Annotated in this window: 27 protein-coding genes; 20 read left to right on the plus strand and 7 right to left on the minus strand. The window is 58.9% G+C overall.

Annotated features, from left to right (window positions below):
• Window positions 1-9: 9 nt before the first annotated feature.
• The 6 genes from FG381_RS11800 to FG381_RS12795 all read right to left on the minus strand — a co-directional run bounded on the left by FG381_RS11800 (window position 10) and on the right by FG381_RS12795 (window position 3,635).
• Window positions 10-612 carry an ssDNA-binding protein gene (locus FG381_RS11800; RefSeq protein WP_139688968.1) on the minus strand — a complete coding sequence of 201 codons (603 nt, stop codon included), beginning with the start codon at window positions 610-612 and terminating at the stop codon, window positions 10-12.
• A gap of 12 nt (window positions 613-624) precedes the next feature.
• A complete protein-coding gene (locus FG381_RS11805; protein ID WP_165697877.1) occupies window positions 625-1,776 on the minus strand; it encodes a DUF2800 domain-containing protein in 1,152 nt (383 codons plus the stop codon).
• Between the two features lies 1 nt (window position 1,777).
• Window positions 1,778-2,251, minus strand: a complete 474-nt coding sequence (locus FG381_RS12585) for a hypothetical protein (RefSeq protein WP_165697878.1) — start codon at window positions 2,249-2,251, stop codon at window positions 1,778-1,780.
• Between the two features lie 23 nt (window positions 2,252-2,274).
• Window positions 2,275-2,541: a hypothetical protein gene (locus FG381_RS11810; protein WP_139688970.1), complete on the minus strand. Its 267-nt coding sequence runs from the start codon at window positions 2,539-2,541 to the stop codon at window positions 2,275-2,277.
• 12 nt (window positions 2,542-2,553) lie between these two features.
• A complete protein-coding gene (locus tag FG381_RS11815; protein ID WP_139688971.1) occupies window positions 2,554-2,784 on the minus strand; it encodes a hypothetical protein in 231 nt (76 codons plus the stop codon).
• A 137-nt stretch (window positions 2,785-2,921) separates the two neighbouring features.
• The gene (locus tag FG381_RS12795) at window positions 2,922-3,635 is read right to left on the minus strand and encodes a LexA family transcriptional regulator (RefSeq protein ID WP_228025638.1); all 714 of its coding nucleotides are present in this window, start codon (window positions 3,633-3,635) and stop codon (window positions 2,922-2,924) included.
• A 91-nt stretch (window positions 3,636-3,726) separates the two neighbouring features.
• On the opposite strand from FG381_RS12795, the gene FG381_RS11825 reads away from it, so the two are divergent.
• The 7 genes from FG381_RS11825 (at window position 3,727) to FG381_RS12955 (ending at window position 8,771) form a co-directional block, all read left to right on the plus strand.
• Window positions 3,727-3,990 (plus strand): transcriptional regulator, encoded by a 264-nt coding sequence (locus FG381_RS11825; protein ID WP_139688972.1) that lies wholly within the window; start codon window positions 3,727-3,729, stop codon window positions 3,988-3,990.
• Window positions 3,977-6,220 carry a VapE domain-containing protein gene (locus tag FG381_RS11830; protein ID WP_139688973.1) on the plus strand — a complete coding sequence of 748 codons (2,244 nt, stop codon included), beginning with the start codon at window positions 3,977-3,979 and terminating at the stop codon, window positions 6,218-6,220. Before FG381_RS11825 ends, FG381_RS11830 begins: the two co-directional genes overlap by 14 nt.
• A gap of 331 nt (window positions 6,221-6,551) precedes the next feature.
• Complete coding sequence (locus tag FG381_RS11835; RefSeq protein ID WP_139688974.1) at window positions 6,552-6,935, plus strand: hypothetical protein; 384 nt, start codon at window positions 6,552-6,554, stop codon at window positions 6,933-6,935.
• Window positions 6,936-7,109: 174 nt separating this feature from the next.
• On the plus strand, window positions 7,110-7,307 hold the full coding sequence (locus tag FG381_RS11840; protein WP_021995405.1) for a type II toxin-antitoxin system HicA family toxin: 198 nt from the start codon (window positions 7,110-7,112) through the stop codon (window positions 7,305-7,307).
• Window positions 7,308-7,360: 53 nt separating this feature from the next.
• A complete protein-coding gene (locus FG381_RS11845; protein ID WP_139688975.1) occupies window positions 7,361-7,786 on the plus strand; it encodes a type II toxin-antitoxin system HicB family antitoxin in 426 nt (141 codons plus the stop codon).
• A 104-nt stretch (window positions 7,787-7,890) separates the two neighbouring features.
• A complete protein-coding gene (locus tag FG381_RS11850) occupies window positions 7,891-8,304 on the plus strand; it encodes a DUF2513 domain-containing protein (RefSeq protein ID WP_021995403.1) in 414 nt (137 codons plus the stop codon).
• A complete protein-coding gene (locus tag FG381_RS12955; RefSeq protein ID WP_139689221.1) occupies window positions 8,304-8,771 on the plus strand; it encodes an HNH endonuclease in 468 nt (155 codons plus the stop codon). The genes FG381_RS11850 and FG381_RS12955 overlap by 1 nt, the downstream gene beginning before the upstream one ends.
• Here the strand turns inward: FG381_RS12955 and FG381_RS11860 are convergent.
• On the minus strand, window positions 8,695-9,303 hold the full coding sequence (locus FG381_RS11860) for a DUF4145 domain-containing protein (protein ID WP_139688976.1): 609 nt from the start codon (window positions 9,301-9,303) through the stop codon (window positions 8,695-8,697). The genes FG381_RS12955 and FG381_RS11860 overlap by 77 nt on opposite strands.
• A gap of 11 nt (window positions 9,304-9,314) precedes the next feature.
• Between FG381_RS11860 and FG381_RS11865 the strand changes: the two genes are divergently transcribed.
• From FG381_RS11865 to FG381_RS11925, 13 genes are all read left to right on the plus strand, one after another.
• On the plus strand, window positions 9,315-9,584 hold the full coding sequence (locus FG381_RS11865) for a hypothetical protein (RefSeq protein ID WP_139688977.1): 270 nt from the start codon (window positions 9,315-9,317) through the stop codon (window positions 9,582-9,584).
• Window positions 9,585-9,616: 32 nt separating this feature from the next.
• On the plus strand, window positions 9,617-10,087 hold the full coding sequence (locus tag FG381_RS11870) for a phage terminase small subunit P27 family (protein ID WP_139688978.1): 471 nt from the start codon (window positions 9,617-9,619) through the stop codon (window positions 10,085-10,087).
• A 9-nt stretch (window positions 10,088-10,096) separates the two neighbouring features.
• The gene (locus FG381_RS11875; protein ID WP_139688979.1) at window positions 10,097-10,363 is read left to right on the plus strand and encodes a hypothetical protein; all 267 of its coding nucleotides are present in this window, start codon (window positions 10,097-10,099) and stop codon (window positions 10,361-10,363) included.
• A gap of 2 nt (window positions 10,364-10,365) precedes the next feature.
• Window positions 10,366-10,782 (plus strand): hypothetical protein, encoded by a 417-nt coding sequence (locus FG381_RS11880; RefSeq protein WP_139688980.1) that lies wholly within the window; start codon window positions 10,366-10,368, stop codon window positions 10,780-10,782.
• 72 nt (window positions 10,783-10,854) lie between these two features.
• Window positions 10,855-12,561, plus strand: coding sequence for a terminase large subunit (locus FG381_RS11885; RefSeq protein ID WP_139688981.1), 1,707 nt, complete (start codon window positions 10,855-10,857; stop codon window positions 12,559-12,561).
• A gap of 3 nt (window positions 12,562-12,564) precedes the next feature.
• Complete coding sequence (locus FG381_RS11890) at window positions 12,565-13,791, plus strand: phage portal protein (RefSeq protein ID WP_139688982.1); 1,227 nt, start codon at window positions 12,565-12,567, stop codon at window positions 13,789-13,791.
• A 2-nt stretch (window positions 13,792-13,793) separates the two neighbouring features.
• A complete protein-coding gene (locus tag FG381_RS11895) occupies window positions 13,794-14,474 on the plus strand; it encodes an HK97 family phage prohead protease (RefSeq protein WP_139688983.1) in 681 nt (226 codons plus the stop codon).
• Between the two features lie 3 nt (window positions 14,475-14,477).
• Window positions 14,478-15,659: a phage major capsid protein gene (locus FG381_RS11900; protein ID WP_139688984.1), complete on the plus strand. Its 1,182-nt coding sequence runs from the start codon at window positions 14,478-14,480 to the stop codon at window positions 15,657-15,659.
• An 11-nt stretch (window positions 15,660-15,670) separates the two neighbouring features.
• On the plus strand, window positions 15,671-16,006 hold the full coding sequence (locus FG381_RS11905; protein ID WP_139688985.1) for a head-tail connector protein: 336 nt from the start codon (window positions 15,671-15,673) through the stop codon (window positions 16,004-16,006).
• Between the two features lie 2 nt (window positions 16,007-16,008).
• Complete coding sequence (locus FG381_RS11910) at window positions 16,009-16,395, plus strand: phage head completion protein (RefSeq protein ID WP_139688986.1); 387 nt, start codon at window positions 16,009-16,011, stop codon at window positions 16,393-16,395.
• Between the two features lie 130 nt (window positions 16,396-16,525).
• On the plus strand, window positions 16,526-16,816 hold the full coding sequence (locus FG381_RS11915) for a hypothetical protein (RefSeq protein ID WP_139688987.1): 291 nt from the start codon (window positions 16,526-16,528) through the stop codon (window positions 16,814-16,816).
• Window positions 16,813-17,379 (plus strand): phage tail terminator protein, encoded by a 567-nt coding sequence (locus tag FG381_RS11920; RefSeq protein WP_139688988.1) that lies wholly within the window; start codon window positions 16,813-16,815, stop codon window positions 17,377-17,379. Before FG381_RS11915 ends, FG381_RS11920 begins: the two co-directional genes overlap by 4 nt.
• Complete coding sequence (locus FG381_RS11925) at window positions 17,376-18,869, plus strand: phage tail sheath subtilisin-like domain-containing protein (RefSeq protein WP_139688989.1); 1,494 nt, start codon at window positions 17,376-17,378, stop codon at window positions 18,867-18,869. Before FG381_RS11920 ends, FG381_RS11925 begins: the two co-directional genes overlap by 4 nt.
• Window positions 18,870-18,871 lie beyond the last annotated feature (2 nt).

An 18,871-nucleotide genomic window follows, 5' to 3' on the forward strand; every position in this document is an offset into this window, starting at 1 on the left:
GGCGGCTCCTTAGATCCAGTTGTCCGTCGGATCAGGCTCGGTCGCGCGCACAGGGGCGCCGGCCGTGAAGTCGCCCGGATCGAGATCAGCAGGATCGGCGTCCGGAAGATCGGAAGCGTCGACGATGGGACGGCCGCTGAAGGCGTCGCCATGGCCGAGGAACATGACCGCGAGCAGGTCCGCGCTTACACCGCGGTTGCCTTGCTTCGAGTACGCCCAGGGCGTCGTGATGACGGCCACCTTGCAGCCTGCGTAGAACAGCTTCTTCGCGGCTTCGATGTCAAGACGCTTCTTGTCCGGACCGTAAAAGTCCGGCTGCTGCGTGGAGCGGCAGGTGATGTAGTAGTTGCCGGCGTAGCCCTGCGCCTGCTTCTGATCGCCGTCCTTGATCGGAGGCTTGGCCTTGAGGAGCTGGCGCGCATCCTCCTCGGAAAGACTGAGCTTCCCGGACATGAGGACCTCAAGCGCCTCCTGCATGAAGGCCTTGATGCACGGAGCCGACGGCTCCATCAGCACCGTCGCTTCGTACTTGGGCTGCGCTCCCTCCATCGCGCGGGGCTGGAAAAGAGAGGGGAAGGACAGACGTCCGACGAGCGTAATTTTCTTTGACATGGTGAATCGTCCTTAAACGTTGGGTAAATCTGCTGCAGTGACTTTGAGGTACTCCGGGCGCTTGTCGTCGATCGGAGCGATGACGGGCTTCGCCTCGGAACGCGTGGTGAGCGCTTCGAGCTTCAGCCACTGGTGCTCCGAGATGCCGCCTGTTTTGAAGAGCTTCAGCGCCTGCGTCGGCGTCATGAGCTTCTTCACGTAGCGCTGACCGACCGGAAGCTTCATGCCCTTCAGGAGGGTGTCCGCGGCCTGCTCGTCCGTCCACTTCCTCGGACCTTCTCGTCCGGATACGAGCTTCCAGCCGGGGATCTTTCGCCCGGCGAGCATCGTCGCCAGGGCGTCTTCTTCCACGCGCTGACACCACTGCTTCACGGCGTCGACGTGCGAGAGGACTCCGGCGAGGCCGATGTCGTCGATCATCGGGACGGCCGCGACCGGGACTTTCACGCCGGTGGCCTTCGCGACCATCGCGGCGTAAGCCGTGCACCGGGCGGCCGCGCGGCAGAACTGACAGGTGCTCCGGGCGGGCCTGAAGCTCACCTCGTCGCCCTCGTCACCGGCCTTCATCTCCTCGAGCGCGCGCTCGGCGCCCGCCCGGACCTCGCCCAGAGCGGCCTTGAAGTCGGGCAGATCGAGCGTCCACTCGGAGATGTTTCCGAGTCTCGGCTGCACGATGACCATTCGGACCTTCCGGATGTCGGCGGCAAAGTCGAAGCAGGAGAACGCCGCGCCCGCGTAGATCAGGAGCTGCGGGTTGTGCGTGGCTTCGACCTTGACGCCTCGCCCGAACTTGAGGTCGACGACAATCAGCTCGTCGTCGGCGAGCGCTACGCAGTCGGCCGTGCCGTGCGCGCCCTCCTCTCCGGTGAATTGGCTGATCGGCAGGCACTGCTCGATCAGGCGAGGTCCGGGAAGCGACTTCACGTAGTTGAGATAGGGCTCGAGGTCCGTCGCAATCTCCTGCGGATCGGCCATCAGGCCGGCCGGGAGGGCCGGGAGCGGCTTGCCCGTCAGGAGCGCCGCCGCGACTTCGTGCGCATAGGAGCCCTCAGAGGCGAAGCTCCCGCCATCAGAGTCGCCCTTGATCTGCGAGCAGAGCCACGCCGATCCGGGGCAGGCCATCCAGCGCGCGGCCGAGCTCGGGGAGAGAAGAGCGTGAGCCATGTCAGCCCTCCGCAGTGAGCGCGTCGTAGAGCGCCTGGTACTGCTCCGGCTTGATGTCGCCGAGACGCTGAGCGCCGAACTCCGCGAGGATGCCGAGGACATAATCGCGGCCTTTTTCGGCGCTCTTCGTGACGCAGAGCGAGCGGAGCGACTCGATCGTGACGGGCGCGGCATCGCTCACCTCTGCGCCGGTGCCCGGCAGGTCTTCGTGCGCGATCGCTTCAACCTGCGGCGCCTCGGCCCGGTGCCTTGCGCGCACTTCGTCTTTCAGCGCCTCTCGCGCGACCTTCATGAACTCGTTCAGCGCGGCGTACGCGTCCTTAGCTTCTTCCGGGCGAGCAAGTTTGAGCCCCTGCGTTGTGAGCGCGGCAGTCGCCTCCGCCGCCTTCAGGTCGGCTTCGGCCTTGAGCGTCAGCGCCGCGGCAAGCTTCTCCATCGCTTCGGCATGCTTGGCAATGGCTTCTTCAAAAGACATACGTTTTCCCCTTGGTAAAAAAATCAGTTCGGGAACCAACGATCAAGGTCGTCGGCTATGACCATGTCCCGGGACGCGGAGACCGCAATCCAGTCCCAGCCCTTTTCTTCGATGAGGTCTTCATCCGCGAGCACTTCCAGCGCAAGCCGCTGAAAGGTGGGGCGGAGGAGCGTCCGGCGAAGCTCCCGGCCGTATGCGAATTCGTAGAGCGCCGCTTCATGGATTTCGTCAAGCAGCGCTTTGGCCCGCGCCAAAACCGCAGGCTCGTAAATGTCCCGATAGGGGTGCATCGCCGCCCCCGCTTACTTGGAGATCCGGTCGGCCGCTTCAATGAGGCCGAGAATCAGGGGCTTTCGGTAGATGAACGCGGCCACCATCGCGACGGCTATGCCGGCGCCAACCGCTAAGGCAAGTAGACGGTCCTCAAGATCCGTGCGGCGGGAGCCGCAGGCAGGCGCTTCAGGCCCGGTGAGGACAGAGAGAAGGAAAAAGAAGAAGGAGCGCTGGCGGCGCGAGGCGGAGGAGGCGGGCATGGTGCGACTCTCAATAAACTACTAAAGGTAGTTTTTATGAATCGAACGATAACCTTTGGTAAATGAAAAGTCAATACCTAAAGTAGCTTTTTGGCCTCTATATAAAAAAGCCCGCATGACGCGGGCTTATCTTTAGGCTAGCTGTGTTTGAACTTTCTTCGATGTTCTACTAGCACAGCAATGACCGTTAGTTTGTCCGCGTCCGACACGTACGTCGGATAATCGGGATTTAGGGGAGACAGCTCAAAGACCATTTGGCCGCGAGAGTTGTAGCTACGCGGGCGATATTTTTTAAAGGTGACTTCGAGCCCGCCGCAGAGCGGATCGACGCGAGAGGCGACTACAAAGTCCCCAGGCGATGGGGAGATCGAAGGATCCACGATGATGATATCGCCCTGGACGAAGTCAGGCTCCATAGAGCGTCCCTGAATCGTAAGTGCAAAGCACTCATCTGATAGGTCTGCGTCCCCTATCACATAGTTTCCTTGGTCAATCGCGGTCTCTCGCGCCTCTACGTCACCTCCATTTGGGGATCCCGCCTGTACGTCCGAAAGGATGGGAATCCGCTTTTGCATGCCTGACGCGGCGCTGACGTTCGGACTAGCGAGGTCCCTTAGTTCTCTAGCCAGGCGAGGCGAAAAAGCGCCTACATCGACGCCAAGACCCGTAGCGATTTTTATCGCGGCTTTGAGGCCCAAGGCTTTACGGCCGTTTAGGTACTGCCATAAAAGAGCCGGAGTACCGATGTCAAAAGTCTTGGCGAAATCCTTTTGGCTTAACTTTGAGTGCTTTGCAAAAAGCTCCTTGAGTAAAGCGGCTTCGTCGTGAAGCGTTTCAGCTTTGATAGGCATAGAAAACCTCTAGGGAAATATATACCTATGGTATCGCTTAACAAAGCTACATTTAGCTCTTTCTAAAAACTACTTATGGTATAGTCAGCACATGGAAAGAGCTACCTTTAAAGCCGTATGCGAGTTCTTCGGCTCACAGAAAAAGACCGCCTCAGCCCTTGGCGTGACGCCGGGGGCGGTCAATCACGTCGCTAGAGGTCGAAAAAAGCTCCCGCTGTGGTGGTGCCTATCTATAGAAAGGCTTACCGGTGGAGCCTTTTCGCGCGAAGCACTTCGCCCAGACATACCTTGGAGCGCTTTTGATCGCCAGAGTGTTCACGAGAAACCGTGTTGGAGGCCTGATGCCCGCTGTTAACCCCTGCGGGGCCCGCCCCGCTGACTGGGATGCCGTGATCGCCGCAGGGCTGACCCCGTGCATCCTCCCGGTCGTCCAGAACCCGCAGGTGCCGAGGTCCGCCTCGTCCGCCCTCAAGACGATCGGCAAGGTGCCGAGCCGGAAGAACGGCTACGGGGAGGCCGTCGGTTTCCCCGGCTGGACCTCTCACGTCACGACGCCGGAGGAGATCGCTCAGTGGCGCCTGGATCAGGATCTAGGCGTATCTATCCGGCTGGATCATATGATCGCCGTCGACTGCGATGTCGACGATGCCGAGATCGCCCAGGGAATCTACAAGATCCTCTGCGACTTGATCGGCAAGGAACCGCCCCGGCGAACGCGCGCAGACTCCGCCCGCTGGCTGGTCGCCATGCGTCTGGCTGAGGGCGAGCAGGTCCTCAAGAGCCGATACCTCCTTAAGAACGGCGAGTGCCTGGAAGTACTGGGAAAAGGCCAGCAGTTCGTCGCCTTCGGGCGCCACCCGAAGGGAAGCCGCTATGAGTGGACCGGAAGTCCGTCGGATATCCCGACCATCACGCCGGAAGTACTCAAAGCTTTTACTGACGCCGTCGTCAAAGCGTACGGCACAGGCGAAGTGCGATCCGTCCGCGCTCGACGGTCCTCGACCGGGGACGCTTCGGAAGTGGCGAAGGACTCTCTCTACATGTGGCTCAAGGAGCATTGGGAGGTGCGCGAGCGCGCCCCCGGCATACTTGATATCCGCTGTCCGTGGGAGTCCGCGCACACTAGCGGCTCCGCATTCGACGGCTCGACCACCTACTACTGCGCGGGCACAGGCGGCTACTCCGAACCCGCCTTCATCTGCATGCACGCCCACTGCGAAGGCCGGACCATCGCTGACCTCACCGCGTGGGCGGCGTCTCAGGGCTATGAGCGCACGACGGCCGAGGACTTTGCCGACATCAAGCCTCTTCCGGACGCAACTCCGGAAGAGGCTGACGAGTGGGCGAAGCTCCGCGAGATCCTGAAGCGCTACATGGACCCGAAGACCGGGAGCATCCAGGCGAACCTCGTAAGCGTGGCCGTTGGGCTCCAGATGGGGCTCGAGTACTGCGGCTTCGAGATCCGGCAGGACACTTTCACCTCGATGCCGGTTTTCCGGAGTGCGAAGGCCGAGCCGTGGCAGCAGCTCTCAGACGCACGCATGGTCGAGATGCGCAAGTACCTCATGGAGGAGCGGCACTTCGGCAAGATCTCCCGCGAACTCATGTCCGATGCGATCCTCTACGCCGCAGACCAGAACGCCTTCGACTCGATGAGGGACTATCTCGAGCGGACGCTCCCCGAGTGGGACGGCGTCGACCGCATCACGGACTTCTTCCGAAAGTACTGCGGCGCGAAGTCCACTCCGTACGAGTGGGCGACGGCTCGCTACATGTGGACGGCGCTTTACGGCCGCGCGACCACGGTGCAAGGTATCAAGGCGGACATCGTTCCGGTCCTCGTCGGCAAGCAGGGCGCGCGCAAGTCTACGCTCGTCCGAGTGCTCGCCCCTAGGGAGGACCTTGCAGGAGAGATCTCGCTCGAAACGCGCGATGCCGACCTTGCCAGACAAATCCGCGGCAAAGTCGTCGTCGAAATCCCGGAGCTCGTCGGCATGTCTAAAAAGGACGTCGCCGCAGTCAAGTACTGGATCTCGCTCCAGAAGGACTCCTACATCCAGAAGTACCAGGAGCGTGAGACCGTTGCACCGCGCCGGTGCCTCATGATGATGACGACGAACGTGCACGACTTCTTGACGGATCCGACGGGAAATCGCCGTTTTGCGCCGATCGAGGTCGGTCAGATCGACATCGAGACCGTGGAGCGCGACCGCCTTCAGCTCTGGGCGCAGGCGAAAGTAATCTTCGAGAAGGACGGCATTGACCACCGGAGCGTCGAGCAGCTCTCCGCAGAAGAGAATAAGAAGTACATGTACTCGGACCCATGGGAAGAGGCGGTCTCTCAGTGGCTCGAGCGCGAAAGCCTTCTGCCCGCAGAGGCTCGGCACCCCCTCACGGCAGCAGTAATCCTCGAGCACGCGATCGGCCAGGCAGTTTCGCGTGTCTCTCCTGCGGACGGGCGACGGCTGGCGACGGTCATGGGCACTCTCGGCTTCTCGCTCAAAGTCGCGCGCGTCGACGGGAAGCCCACGCGCATCTATCTGAAAAAAGTCGAGCCCAAAGATGAAGAAGATGTGCCGTTTTGAGCGTTACGGATGTTACGGATCGGTTACGGATCGGCGCGACCATCCGTAACGCCGGGAATTCTTACTCTCACAGGGGATTCTTCTTTTCGTTACGGATGTTACGGATGAATTCTTCTAATTGGAGGATTTTTAAAGAGAGAGGAGATACATGCATGCATGTATAGGGGTAGAAAAACACAAAAAAGCAAAACAATAGGAAAGTATCCGTAGCATCCGTTACGCATCGGAGAAAAGGCGGGCTATTAGCCTGCGGCAGTAGCAAAAAGCGCCTTTACGGATGTTCGCAGCCGAATCCGTAACGCTGAGAGAAAAGAGCAAGGAGAAAGAGAGAATGGACTTCACAGAACAGGAACTTCTGATTGACCGCCTCGACAACTGGGGCCGGGTGTATGGAGAGCGCAGGCCCCCGGGGCGGCGCTCCTCGCTCCTCGGAGTTTTGAGGGAGGTGGGGTATCAGCAGGAAGTGCCTCAGGAGCCTGCGCAGCCGAGGACGGATATGGCTGATGCCGCGGTGGTGAACGCCGCCTGGGTGGCTATGCGCCAGAGCCGTGAGAAGGTCTTCCTGCGGGATACCTTCATGCATCCAGGCCGCCCCCGCGGGTGTGTCTGCCGGGGTATCGGCCTCAAGGAGCATCACTATCCGGACATGCTTGCGCGCTCGCTCAATGCGATAGCGGCACAGCTCAAAATAGGCTATACTGTTGCCAACAATTAGCACGTCGACGCTCGGGACCACCCGAGCCTTCTTGCACCCGGAAGAAACGTAAAGCCTGATCTGAAGAGACCGGGCTTTTTTGATGCTTGATTTGACATTCACGAAATAAATAATATTTGCAAAAATGCTAACCTCATGGTAGAATATTCACATGTTCAACCAATAGAGGAGATCATGAAGCAAAGTGAATTTCTTCGGTGGCTTAAGTCGATGGGCGTTGAGGTCACCCACGGAACCAGGCACCTTCGCCTGAGAGCTCCGGGGAGCCAGAAAACGCAAACCATGCCTCGACACCCAAGCGCCGAGATGAACGAAAGAATCCGTAAGGACATCATTCGCGATCTCGGCCTCAAGGAAACCACCAAGAAATAAAACACACCCCGCCTTAGCCGGCGGGGCTTGCCGCATGATCGTATGTCTGACAAATGTCAAATTTCGATTTTCCATGCCGCTTTGAAAAGCTTGAGGACGGCACTGAGATTGTTCGTTGCCGGGATCTGCCCGAACTTCTGTCATATTCCGTAGATGGCGAGCCTCTTGAAAATTGGGCCCGTTATGCCGTCGAGGATTGTGTCGAGTTCCGTATTAAAGATGGAGAACTTATTCCGGAGGCGTCGCCTGCGCTCCCCGGTGAATATGTTGTTCGTCTGAGCGCAAATCAGGTTGCAAAAATTCTGCTTTCAAATGCGATGGCGCGCGATGGTGTTTCTCGCGCCGAACTCGCTAAGAAGGCCGAACTGAAGCTTCCTGAAGTGACGCGGATTCTCGACGTTCACCATCCAACGAAGATCGACCGTATTGAGGCCACTCTTCGGTCACTCGGCCATAGGCTTCAGCTGTCGATTGCCTAAAATCAAACCAGGACCGAACCAGCTTTTCACTTTGCTTCACTGGTTCCTGGTCCTGAGCACAAGGGCTTCTCTCCGGAGAGGCCCTTTCTCTTTGAGAGGAAGGTATGGTCAGAAATTGGGGCGATGTGCGCGAAGTCCTTGAGGACATCGAGCGCGATCGGTTAGAAGAAAAGCTGAAGAAGCTTGACGACAACCTCACCATTGCTTCACAGCTTCCAACGACTGACCCGGAGGCTGTGGCCGCCCATGAGGCAGAGAACCGGTACTACGAGCATCTGCTCATGCTGATTGAAGCCGGACTCGTTCAAGGCGTGAAGGTGCGAACGAAGCCGGCGCCTCCACCGTGGTATTACGACATCGAGTATCCGCGCCTCACCATGGAAGGGCATGACCTGCTGGCCGCTTTGCGGTCTAAGACGGTTTGGGCGGCTGTCAAGGAAAAAGCTTTCAGCCTTTCCATCCCGATCACGATCGAGCTGATTAAGACTGTTCTGTCATCTATTGCAAAGGGGATTTGATGCCGCTGCTGTCTCTCTGCTCCTATCCAGGCTGTCGGCACCCGGTGCCGCGCGGCGAGAAGTACTGCGACAAGCACAAGGGAGCCGGAACCAGGCGCGAGCAGTTGCAGAAGAAGGAGCGCTGGGAACGGCGCTTCCGGAAGAAAGGCTCGTCGGCGGCCAGAGGCTATGGTGCTCGCTGGAGGAGACTTCGCGAGCGCTTTCTTTCAGAACACCCTCTTTGCGCGGAGTGTCTGAAGCAGGGGCGCGCGGTGCCCGCTACGGACGTTGACCACATCAGACCGCACAAGGGCAATGAAGATCTTATGTGGGATGAAGAGAACCTTCAGGCCCTCTGCCACGCCTGCCACAGTCGGAAGACTGCGGCAGAGGATGGCGGTTTTGGAAATCTCACGACTTCTTCAAGGCGGAAAGAATCCTGCTGGCCTGAATTTGCGGCGAAATCAGAAAAGCAACGATTAGGTTGATGAAGCCAGACAGGGTATTCGCAAGTTCAGCGCCTTGAGAGGAATCAAATTGAATCACTCCCGGGTGTGCGGCTTGATTGCCAATGAGTCTGCAGGCCTTGAATACTTCCGCTAGATCTGGCGGCAATTTCAGGCTTTCGATTCGTTCGTAAAGGTTGTTTCCTGTCCCTCCTAAACGCTCAACGAGTAGCTCTAGAGAAAGTCGAAGAAGGGCGCATGAAGATCTCGGTGAGGCGCCAAGTACGTCTTGAGCTTCGAGGAAAAGAGCTTTTGCATCTTCTGGCATATCGTCATGAGGCTCGATTCCATGGCGCGTTGGATAGACCATTTTCTTATCTATCCAAACAGAAAGATTGTCACAGTCACGGCATTGAGCTACTGCAATAGTTTCCCTTGGGAAAAAGTCAGCATGGGGGGGCCCAATCGTTACACCCCAACGAGCCCGAGCCTGGGTCCAGTACATCTCCGCCTTTACGCCGCAATGAGGGCAGGTAAAGGAGCTTTTTTCGAATGTTGGTTCGTCGTACTTCATAGGCAAAATAAATGGACATCAAAAGTAAAACTCTGAAGCTTGCTCAGACCTACACGGCCATCAACAATGCGCGATCTATTCTAGATGGGCTTGAGGAGCAAACATCTAACTATGCTTCTGGCGACTCCTTCGATTTAGCGTTATTTGCTAAGCGGAGTTTGAGCCTCAAAAAGGCGCAAGAAGTAATTCTTACGAGCTTCATTGAGTCCGTTTTGGACGAAAAGGGGGAGGGCGGGCCAAAAGTAAAAAGCTCATCCTTAGTAGACCGCGCCCCTACCTAGATTTTTACGCGTGCAAAATTCGAGGAATTTCAATGCCCGGCGGAAGACCCAGAAAACCGGATTCGGTAAAGGCCGCCCAGGGCACTCTTCAGCCCTGTCGGTCGCTTGAAAAACTGGCTGCGACGACGACGCCTGAGCTGGCCCCTACCCCACCGGTTGGGCTGACGAAAGAGGCGCGGGCGGCGTGGAAGATTGCGGTCGAGTACGCGCCGAAAGGCCTGCTCGTCGCTACTGACTTCACGGTGCTGGAGCGGTGGGCGAGGAACTATGCGCTTTACCGGAAGCTTGCAAAAGCGGTTGATCATGACGGGACGACCATCACGGTACTGAAGGCTGACGGCTCTACGGAGCTCAAGCTGCATCCGAACGTGAAGAGTCTGGTCGCCGTGCAGGGGGTCCTTGCGGCGTGTGAGCGAGAGCTGGGGTTTACGCCTGCCTCGCGCGCGCGTGTGAGACCCGCTCAAGCGGAAGAGGAAGAGAAGGATGACTTCGAAGACTTTTAAGGATCGAAGATGACGGAGCTGCTGATTTATCTGAGCGCACTGCTCGGCGGGATTCACCGTGTTGCGTGTTTCGGTAGTGGGGTGTTCGCCGGCCTTGGAACAGGCTGCATCCTCGCAGCGAGCTTTCACCCGCTGATGTCCCCGCCCCGCCGGAAGTTCTTCATCCGGAAAGGCTGGAGCTGTCTGCAGCTGACGCTGATTTTTGTTTTTCTCGCCCTGATAGTCCCCGGTGAGGAGACGTGGCGGGAAATGTTTGGGCTCTTCTTGGAGAAGTAGGCATGGAATGGCTTCATCTTGCGGGGGACATCGGGGCAAGCATCGCGATCCTGGTGTGCCTTTACTTCATTTGGGATCTGCGCAAAGAAGTGGAGACGCTCCGGGATCGCATTAGCGGCGGGTCACTCTCGGAGCTCAATACCCTGAAGTGCGGCGAAGAAATGCCGCAGGTAGAGGGCGTCGCGTCGTGCGGCGGCAGTCAGGTCGCGAGCGAGAATCTCCCGCTCGGCCTCAAAGGTCCGCTCAAGTCTGGAGCTTCGGCTGATATCGCCGGGGTCCGGGAGCTGAGCGTCGATGAGCTTGTTGAGGCTTTCGGCGCGGCACTGCGCAAGGAACGGGAGATTTATGAGGCCGGCGCCGATCGCCGCCTCAATGATCTTCGTAGCTTCCTCGTGCATGAATTTAGTTTGAGGCTCTGAGTTCATTTTTACCCTCCGTGGGTTGGCTTGTGGAAGAGAGACGCCTCAATCATCTCACGGAGGCAGACGCATATGACTGCAAAGAAGATTCGCGATTACTGTGCTATCGCGGCGGACTACACCGCGCGCGTGCTTGACGGAAGTCAGCTCGCATGCAAGTGGGTCAAGCTGGCGTGCCAGAGGCAGCGCGATGACTTAAAGCGATGGAAAGAGGACGGGCCTTTCGTATGGGACCCGGAGGCGGCATCAAGGGTGTGTCGCTTTATTGAACTCCTGACCCATACGAAAGGGGAACTCGCCGGACAGCGCATCAAGCTCGAGCCGTGGCAGGTGTTCATCCTGACGACGGCATTCGGTTGGAGGCGCAGAGAGGACGGCGGCCGGAGGTTTCGGCGCGTCTACATTGAGGTCGCGCGCGGGAACGGCAAAAGCTGTCTGTCGAGCGGCGTAGCGCTCTATTGCCTTGTGGCGGATAACGAGCCCGGCGCCGAGGTGTATTCCTTTGCGACGACGCGCGATCAGGCGAAGATTATCTTCGGCGATGCGAAGCGCATGGCCGAGACGAATCTGCCGCTGAGGAAACGATTCGGCCTTGAGGTCCTCGCTAATGCGCTTTATGTGCCGAGCACGGGGAGCACGTTTCAGGCGAAGTCCGCAGAAGGCTCTACGCTCGACGGCTTGAATACGCATCTGGCGGTCGTTGACGAGCTCCATGCGCATAAGACCAGAGCGGTCTATGACGTGGTTGAAACGTCTCTCGGCAAGCGTCGGAGCTCGCTTCTGTGGTGCATCACCACCGCGGGGTTCGATACATCGGGCATTTGCTACGAAGTCCGAACGATGAGCACGCGGGTGCTCGAGCGCCAGGCGGTAGACGAGACGCAGTTCGCGATCATCTACACGGCGGACGAGGAAGACAACTGGACTACGCTTGAGGCGTTGGAGAAGGCAAATCCGAATTGGGGCGTGAGCGTTCGTCCGGAAATGATTTTGTCGCTTCTCGCAAAAGCGAAGGCGCTGCCATCAGCTATCAACAACTTCAAGACGAAGCACCTTGATATCTGGTGTTCGGCGTCGAACGCGTGGATGGATATGGGAGCGTGGGCGCAGTGTGAAGACCACAGCCTGCGGCTAGAGGACTTTGAGGGCGAGCGATGCATCATCGGGCTTGACTTAGGCTCGAAGAACGACATGACCGCTAAGGTCAAAGTTTTTCCGATCGAAACTGACGGCCCTACCAGGTACGCGGTTTTCTGTGACTTCTACCTTCCGGAGAGAGCGGTAGAAAACGCTGTCAACTCTCAGTATTCCGGATGGGCCGAAGAAGGCCTTCTCCATGTCACTCCCGGCGCGATGACGGATCTGAACGTCGTCGAAGAGGATCTGAGGGAAGACCTCAGCAGATTTAATGTCGAAGCCGTGGTTTATGACCCATGGCAAGCGACGCAAATGGCGACGACGCTTTCTGAGGATGACGCGCCCATGGTCGAGTGCCGCATGACGGTACAGAACATGAGCGACCCGATGAAAAGCGTGGAGGCGCTGGTACTGGACCGCCGGCTTTTGCATGACGGCAACCCGATTCTGACGTGGATGATGGGGAACGTCGTGGCCAAGCTGGACGCGAAGGACAACATCTTTCCGCGGAAGGAAAGGTACGAGCAAAAGATCGACGGCGTGATTGCGCTCATCATGGCGATGGGAAATGCGCTCGCCGACGATAACGACGACTTCAAGGGTTTTGTGGAGTCGGGTCAGGAAACTTTCTTTGAGTGGTGATGAATGTTTGTAAGGCGACTTGTCAGCTGGGTGACCGGGTGGGGAGGGCCGCTCGGCACCGCGTCCGGGCAGCAGCTTGGCCTGCCGCTGGCGCCGATTATTGACCAGACGAAGCTAACGCCGCCCGATGCGGCGCTGCAGATTTCGGCGGTCTTTGCGTGCGTAGAGATTCTCGCGCAGACGATTTCGACGCTTCCGCTCTACGTCTACCGGGACAAGGGCGGGGTGCGGGTGCCGGACAAGATGAGCCGGCTGTGGCTGTTGCTGCACGAAAGTCCGAATCGGTGGATGACGCCGTCGGAGTTTCTTTCGGCGATGGTTGTCAATCGCATGCTTCGCGGGAATGCCTATGCGCTCATTGAGCGCGATAGCGCCGGGGAGCCGATCGCGCTGGTCCCGCTGTCTCCAGATCAGATGGAAGTTTCAGTCGTCGAAGGCGGCGAGGTTTACGTTTACTACCAGGATGGCGACATCACGGCGCTTGCGCCTGAGAACGTCATTCACTGGAAAGGCCTCGGCAATGGGTTCCTCGGGCTCTCGAAGCTGGACTTCATGCGAGCAACGACGAACGAGGCGATCCGGGCGCAGGACAACGCGAATTCGTTGTATGGGAAAGGCTCGAAGCCAACGGGCGTGCTGCAGACGGACTCAAAGCTGAGTGCGGAGCAGGTTACCGCGCTGATGACGCGTTTTCAGACGAGCATGACTTCGTCCGGGGGCGGTCTGATCATCGCGGACCGCGGGCTCAAGTATTCCCAGATGTCGCTTTCGCCGGCTGATGCGCAGCTCCTCGAGACGCGGCGCTTCACGATAGAAGAGATCTGCCGGTGGTTCGGGGTGCCCGGCGTACTTGTCGGAACAACGGGGCAGACGACATGGGGCTCCGGCATTGAGCAGATCGTTTCGGGGTTCCACAAATTCACGATCGGGCCGCTTTGCAAGCAGCTCGAGCAGGTACTTGAGCGAAGGCTGAAGAACTACGAACCGATCACGATCGAGTTCAAGATGGATGGGCTTCTCCGGACGGACCCGGCGAGCAGAGCGGCCTTCTACTCGACGATGAGCCAGAACGGGGCGATGACGCGAAACGAAATCAGGCGCCTGGAAAACCTCCCGCCGGTAGAAGGCGGGGATGAGCTCACGGCGCAGAGCAACCTGGTGCCGCTCCGGAAGCTCGGGCAAGTACAGCCGGCGTCTTCGCCGATCAATGGTGAACCCGTGAGGCAGTAAATATGGGAAAGGAATTCAAGAGCATTGAGCTCAAGGATGTCGACCTGAAGTTCGAAGGTGGAGAGCTGCGGAAGTTCAGCGGCTACGCCTCGGTCTTCAATGGTGACGACAGCTATCACGACACGATTCTTCCGGGTGCGTTCAAGGACTCGCTCGCGAAGTACGGTCTGCCGAAGATGTTTTACGGCCACCAGTGGGGACTTCCTATCGGGAAGTGGACCTCGGCGGTAGAGGATGAAAAGGGCCTGCGTGTTGAGGGCGAACTTACCCCTGGGAACCCGCAGGCGGACGCGGTGCTCGCGGCCCTGAAGCACGGAACGGTTGACGGCCTTTCTATCGGCTTCAGCATGCGCGGCGGCGCTCAGGATGAGAAGAAGGAAGGTGGCCGGGTGATCAAGTCCGTCGGACGCCTCTTCGAGATCTCTGTCGTGAGCTTCCCGGCGGACGGCGCGGCCCGCATCACGGAAGTCAGGTCTGAAGACCTGGATGAAATCGAAAGTATCAGAGACCTCGAAGGTTTCCTGCGGGATGCAGGCGGCTTTTCGAAGTCTGCCGCGACGGCTCTCGTCGCAAAAGCCAGAAAGCTCTTCAAGGATCAGAGGGAGTCTGAAGCCGACGAGGAGAAGGCGACCACGGAGCTTCTTGAACGGATCAGGAAGCTTGAAAAATCCATTGGAGAATAAAAGATGGAATTCAAAGAAGTACTGGACGCCCTCGACAAGATCGAAGGCAAGATGTCTGAAACCGCCGCTTCGAACAAGGAGCGCCTGGACGAGCTCGGCGAACAGCAGAGGAAGTTTGCGAACCAGCTCCTCGATCTTCAGCAGAAGGGGGTGAAGGTTCAGGGCGAAAAGACGGAAGCAAAGTCCGCGGGCGATCAGTTCATTGCCGCCGACGGCTTCAAGGCGTTTGCCGCAGGCTCCACGCAGAAAACTCGCGTCGAGCTTTCGGAGACCTTTGCCAAATCTGAGCCGACTGTGCTCAACCCGATCACGACTCCGACCGGCGGCATCATCCAGGCGTACCGTCGCCCCGGCATCATGCCCGGCGCTTTCCGCCCGCTCACGATCGAAGGCCTCTTCCCGTCGCTTCCGATTTCGACGAACTCGTTTGAATACGTGAAGGAACGCGATGACGGCTTTGCGAATGGTGCGGCCTTCGTCGCTGAAGCCGCGCAGAAGCCCTTCGGCTCGACGTCTTTTGAGACGGTGACGGGTACGGTCAAGACGATCGCTCACCTTGCCCGCGTCTCGAAGCAGCTCATGGCGGACGGCCCTGCCCTCGTCGCCTACATCAATCAGCGCCTTGTCTACGGCGTTGATCTGGTGGTCGAAGACCAGCTGATTTCCGGCGACGGGACGAATCAGAATCTCACCGGCATCTTTACCACCGGAAACTTCACGCCCCACGGCGCGACGACGGCCGACCTTCCGGCGAAGAACGCAACACTCTTTGATCTGATCCTCTTTGCGAAGACCAAGGTTGAAAAGGCGTTCTTCCGTCCGAACATCATCCTGCTCAATCCGGTGAACTGGTCGCAGATGCTCATGGAGAAGAACGCCTCCGGCGACTACTACCTCGGGCACCCGGCTTCGGTCGCGCCGAAGACCCTGTGGGGCCTTCCGATCTGGACGACCCCGGCGATTCCGCAGGGCAAGTTCATGGTCGGTGACTTTACGCAGGCGGCCACGCTCTGGACGCGTCAGGGTATGACCGTCGAGCTCTTCGAACAGGACGTTGACAACGTGCAGAAGAACCTTGTGACGATCCGCGCCGAGCGCCGCCTCGGCTTCGGCATTGAGCGCGTGTCTGCTCTTGTCGGCGGCGATCTTGCGCTGCCGGCCGCGGCCGGCGCTACCGGAAAGTAAGGAGATAGAGGATGAGCGTGGAAGTTTCGACGGCTCTTCCTGCGGTGACTTTGGACGAAGCCAAGCTTCATCTGAGAGTTGAGAGCACGGCTGATGACGATCTCATCTCCGCGCTCATCCTTGCCTGTACGCAGATGGCCGAGCATGAGCTGCAGCGCGGGCTCGTCACGCGCGAGGGGACCGATGGCTACGGCGATTCTCCGGAAGCCGTCCCGGCCGCTATCCGGCAGTGGATTCTGGTGCACGTGGCCTACTACTACGAGCACCGCCAGTCGGCCGTAGAGGGGACGCTTTCTCCGCTCCCTTTCGTATCGGCGCTTCTTGATCCCTTCAGAACTTGGGCGTGAGCATGGACTTTCCAGAAATTGGAGATCTCTCCAGGCGCGTGAAGATTCTCGTGCGCGAACACATTCCGAATCGGCAGAACGGTTTCTCTCCGGAAACAGTCTGCAAGGATGAGGTGTGGGGAAAGCTCGAGGTGGTTGGTTCCGGGATGTATTTCGGAACGAAGCAGGTCGAGTCCACGGTCACGCACCGCGTCTATGTCCGCCGTTACGACGGGAGGACGCGGCCGCAGGACCTTTACGGCGTCACAGAGCTGGAGATTGATGGGGTGCGCTATCGAGTCCAAAGAGTTGCGGATGTCGCTGGTGCCTGTCGATTCACGGTAATGGACGTTGAGGAGAAGGGAGATGTTGGTAAGCGCTCAGGTAGACCGAGGATTTCGGACTATTGACTATGAGCCGAGGGAGCTGAGACAGCCGCTTCGGGCAGCAGGCAACGAGGTCCGCAAGGTCGCTCGCAGGCTGATCGCCCGAAAGGCAGTTTCCGAGGCAGGGCAGTACCCGGGCAGGATGACAGGACGCATGCAGAGATCGATCCGCGTGCGGCTTTCCCGATCCGGATATGCCGTGATGGTCTCGCCGTCGAAGACGAGCTCGATGCCGGTCTATTACCCGGCTTTTGTCGTCTATGGGCATCGGGGGCCGAATACGGAAACCGAAGTACAGGCCCGCAGGCATAAGAAGCGCCCGGGCGAAAAGGTGGCGGCTCCGCGCAGGAACTTCATCGAGGATGCCGCAAAGCAGGCGGCCCCCGACTTCAAGAGGTCCATGGCGGACGCCTTGGCTAATGCAATTAAACCGGGGCTGATATGAGATTAGATCCGATTATTGCGGCGCTTCGGAGGCGATGTCCGTCCTTTGGAAACCGCTTTGCCGGGGCCGCTGAGTGGGCCGGACTTACAGAAGATGAAGCGCCGGCGCTCCCGGCGGCGTATGTGGTCCCGCTTGCCGAAGAAGCTTCCGGAAACGAGTCTCGGGTGGCCTACCAGCAGACCGTGACGAACACCTTTGCCGTGATCGTTCTGGTGAGCAACGCCTGCGATGAGCGAGGCCAGAAAGCATTCGACTCGATAGAAGGGCTGAAGCTCGAAATTTTCCGGGGCCTTCTCAGCTGGCGGCAGGAACCGGCTGATGAGTTCGGCGAAATCGTCTACTCGGGCGGGCAGGTGATCTACATGGACGATGCCCGCCTGGCGTTTCAGTACGAATTCTCTTTCGAGACGTACATCGACACGGAAGAGACGTGGCAGGGCGAGGACCTTGCGCAACTCGGCCCTCTCGAGGGTGCAGACATCAAGGTTGATTGCATCGATCCTTCGACGAAGAAGAATCAGCCGGACGGACAAATTGAAGCAACTATGAAGGTGGAGTTATGAGTGTTTCTTTCAACACCATTCCGAGCGGCATTCGAGTGCCGCTTTTTTATGCCGAGGTAGACAATTCCGCGGCATTCACGCCGTCGGAGAGCACTCAGAGCCTCCTGATCGGCCAGATGCTCGCCACGGGCACGGCGGAGGCCGGGAAGCCGGTGACGGTTTCGACCGCGGCCATGGCGAAACAGCTTTTCGGTCGCGGTTCTATGCTTGCCCGTATGGTGGCCGCCTATCGCACGGTCGATAGCTTCGGCCAGCTTGTTTGCATTCCGCTCGCTGACGTGACGAACTCCGTAGCCGCCTCGGCAGAGGTGACTTTCTCCGGAAATGCGACTGAAGCCGGTACCCTGAGCTTCTACATTGGCGGTTCGCGCGTGCAGGTCTCCGTAGCAGAAGGCGCGGAGGCCGGTGTTGTCGCGCAAGCGCTTGCCGACGCGATTTCGCTCCAGAAGGACCTTCCGGTTACGGCTGGGGCGGCTGATGCGGTCTGCACGATTACGGCCAGAAACAGGGGTTCGCTCGGGAACGGCATCCTGCTTGCGCTCAACCTTCGCGGGCTCATCAACGGTGAAAAGACCCCGATGGGGCTTGGCATCGAGCTTGCGGCTATGACGGGCGGTACTGCCGACCCCGATATCGCCGCCGCTGTAGAGGCGATGGGCGATGCGCAGTATGACTTCATCGGCGTTCCCTATTCGGATGCCGCGGTGCTTGACGCCTTCCAGACGGAGATGAACGACACGTCCGGCCGCTGGGCGCCGTTCCGGCAGATCTACGGCCACGTATATACGGCAAAGCGCGGCGACGTGAATGCGCTGAAGACTTTCGGCAACGCCCGAAACGATCAGCACTGCACGATTGTGGGGGTTGAGCCGGAGCTTCCGACCCCGATTGAAGAGGTGCTCGCGGCCTATCTCGCCCGGACGTCGGTGTTCATTTCAGCTGACCCCGCGCGGCCCACGCAGACGGGCGTGCTCACCGGCGTGATGGCCGCTCCTTCCGAGAGCCGCTTTATCACGACCGACAGGCAGACGCTTCTTGAAAACGGCATTGCGACGCTTACGACGACATCCGGCACGGTCATGATCGAGCGCGCGGTGACGACCTATCAGCGCAACAGTTTCGGCGACGCGGACGCATCGTATCTCGACAGCGAAACGATGCACACGCTCGCATACGTGCTTCGCCGCATGAAGTCGCTCATCACGACCAAGTACGCACGCCACAAGCTCGCGAACGACGGGACCCGCTACGGTGCCGGACAGGCGATCGTGACGCCTTCGGTGATCCGCGGCGAGCTGGTGGCGCTCTATCGGCAGCTCGAGCTTTCGGGGATTGTCGAGAATGCGGATCTCTTCAAGCAGTACCTGATTGTCGAAAGGAATGCAGACAATCCGAATCGGCTGGATGTCCTCTTCCCGCCCGATCTCGTCAATCAGCTCCGCATCTTTGCGGTCCTCAATCAGTTCCGTCTTCAGTACGCGGAGGAATAAGA

This window comes from Sutterella faecalis (assembly GCF_006337085.1).
GTDB lineage: Bacteria > Pseudomonadota > Gammaproteobacteria > Burkholderiales > Burkholderiaceae_F > Sutterella > Sutterella faecalis.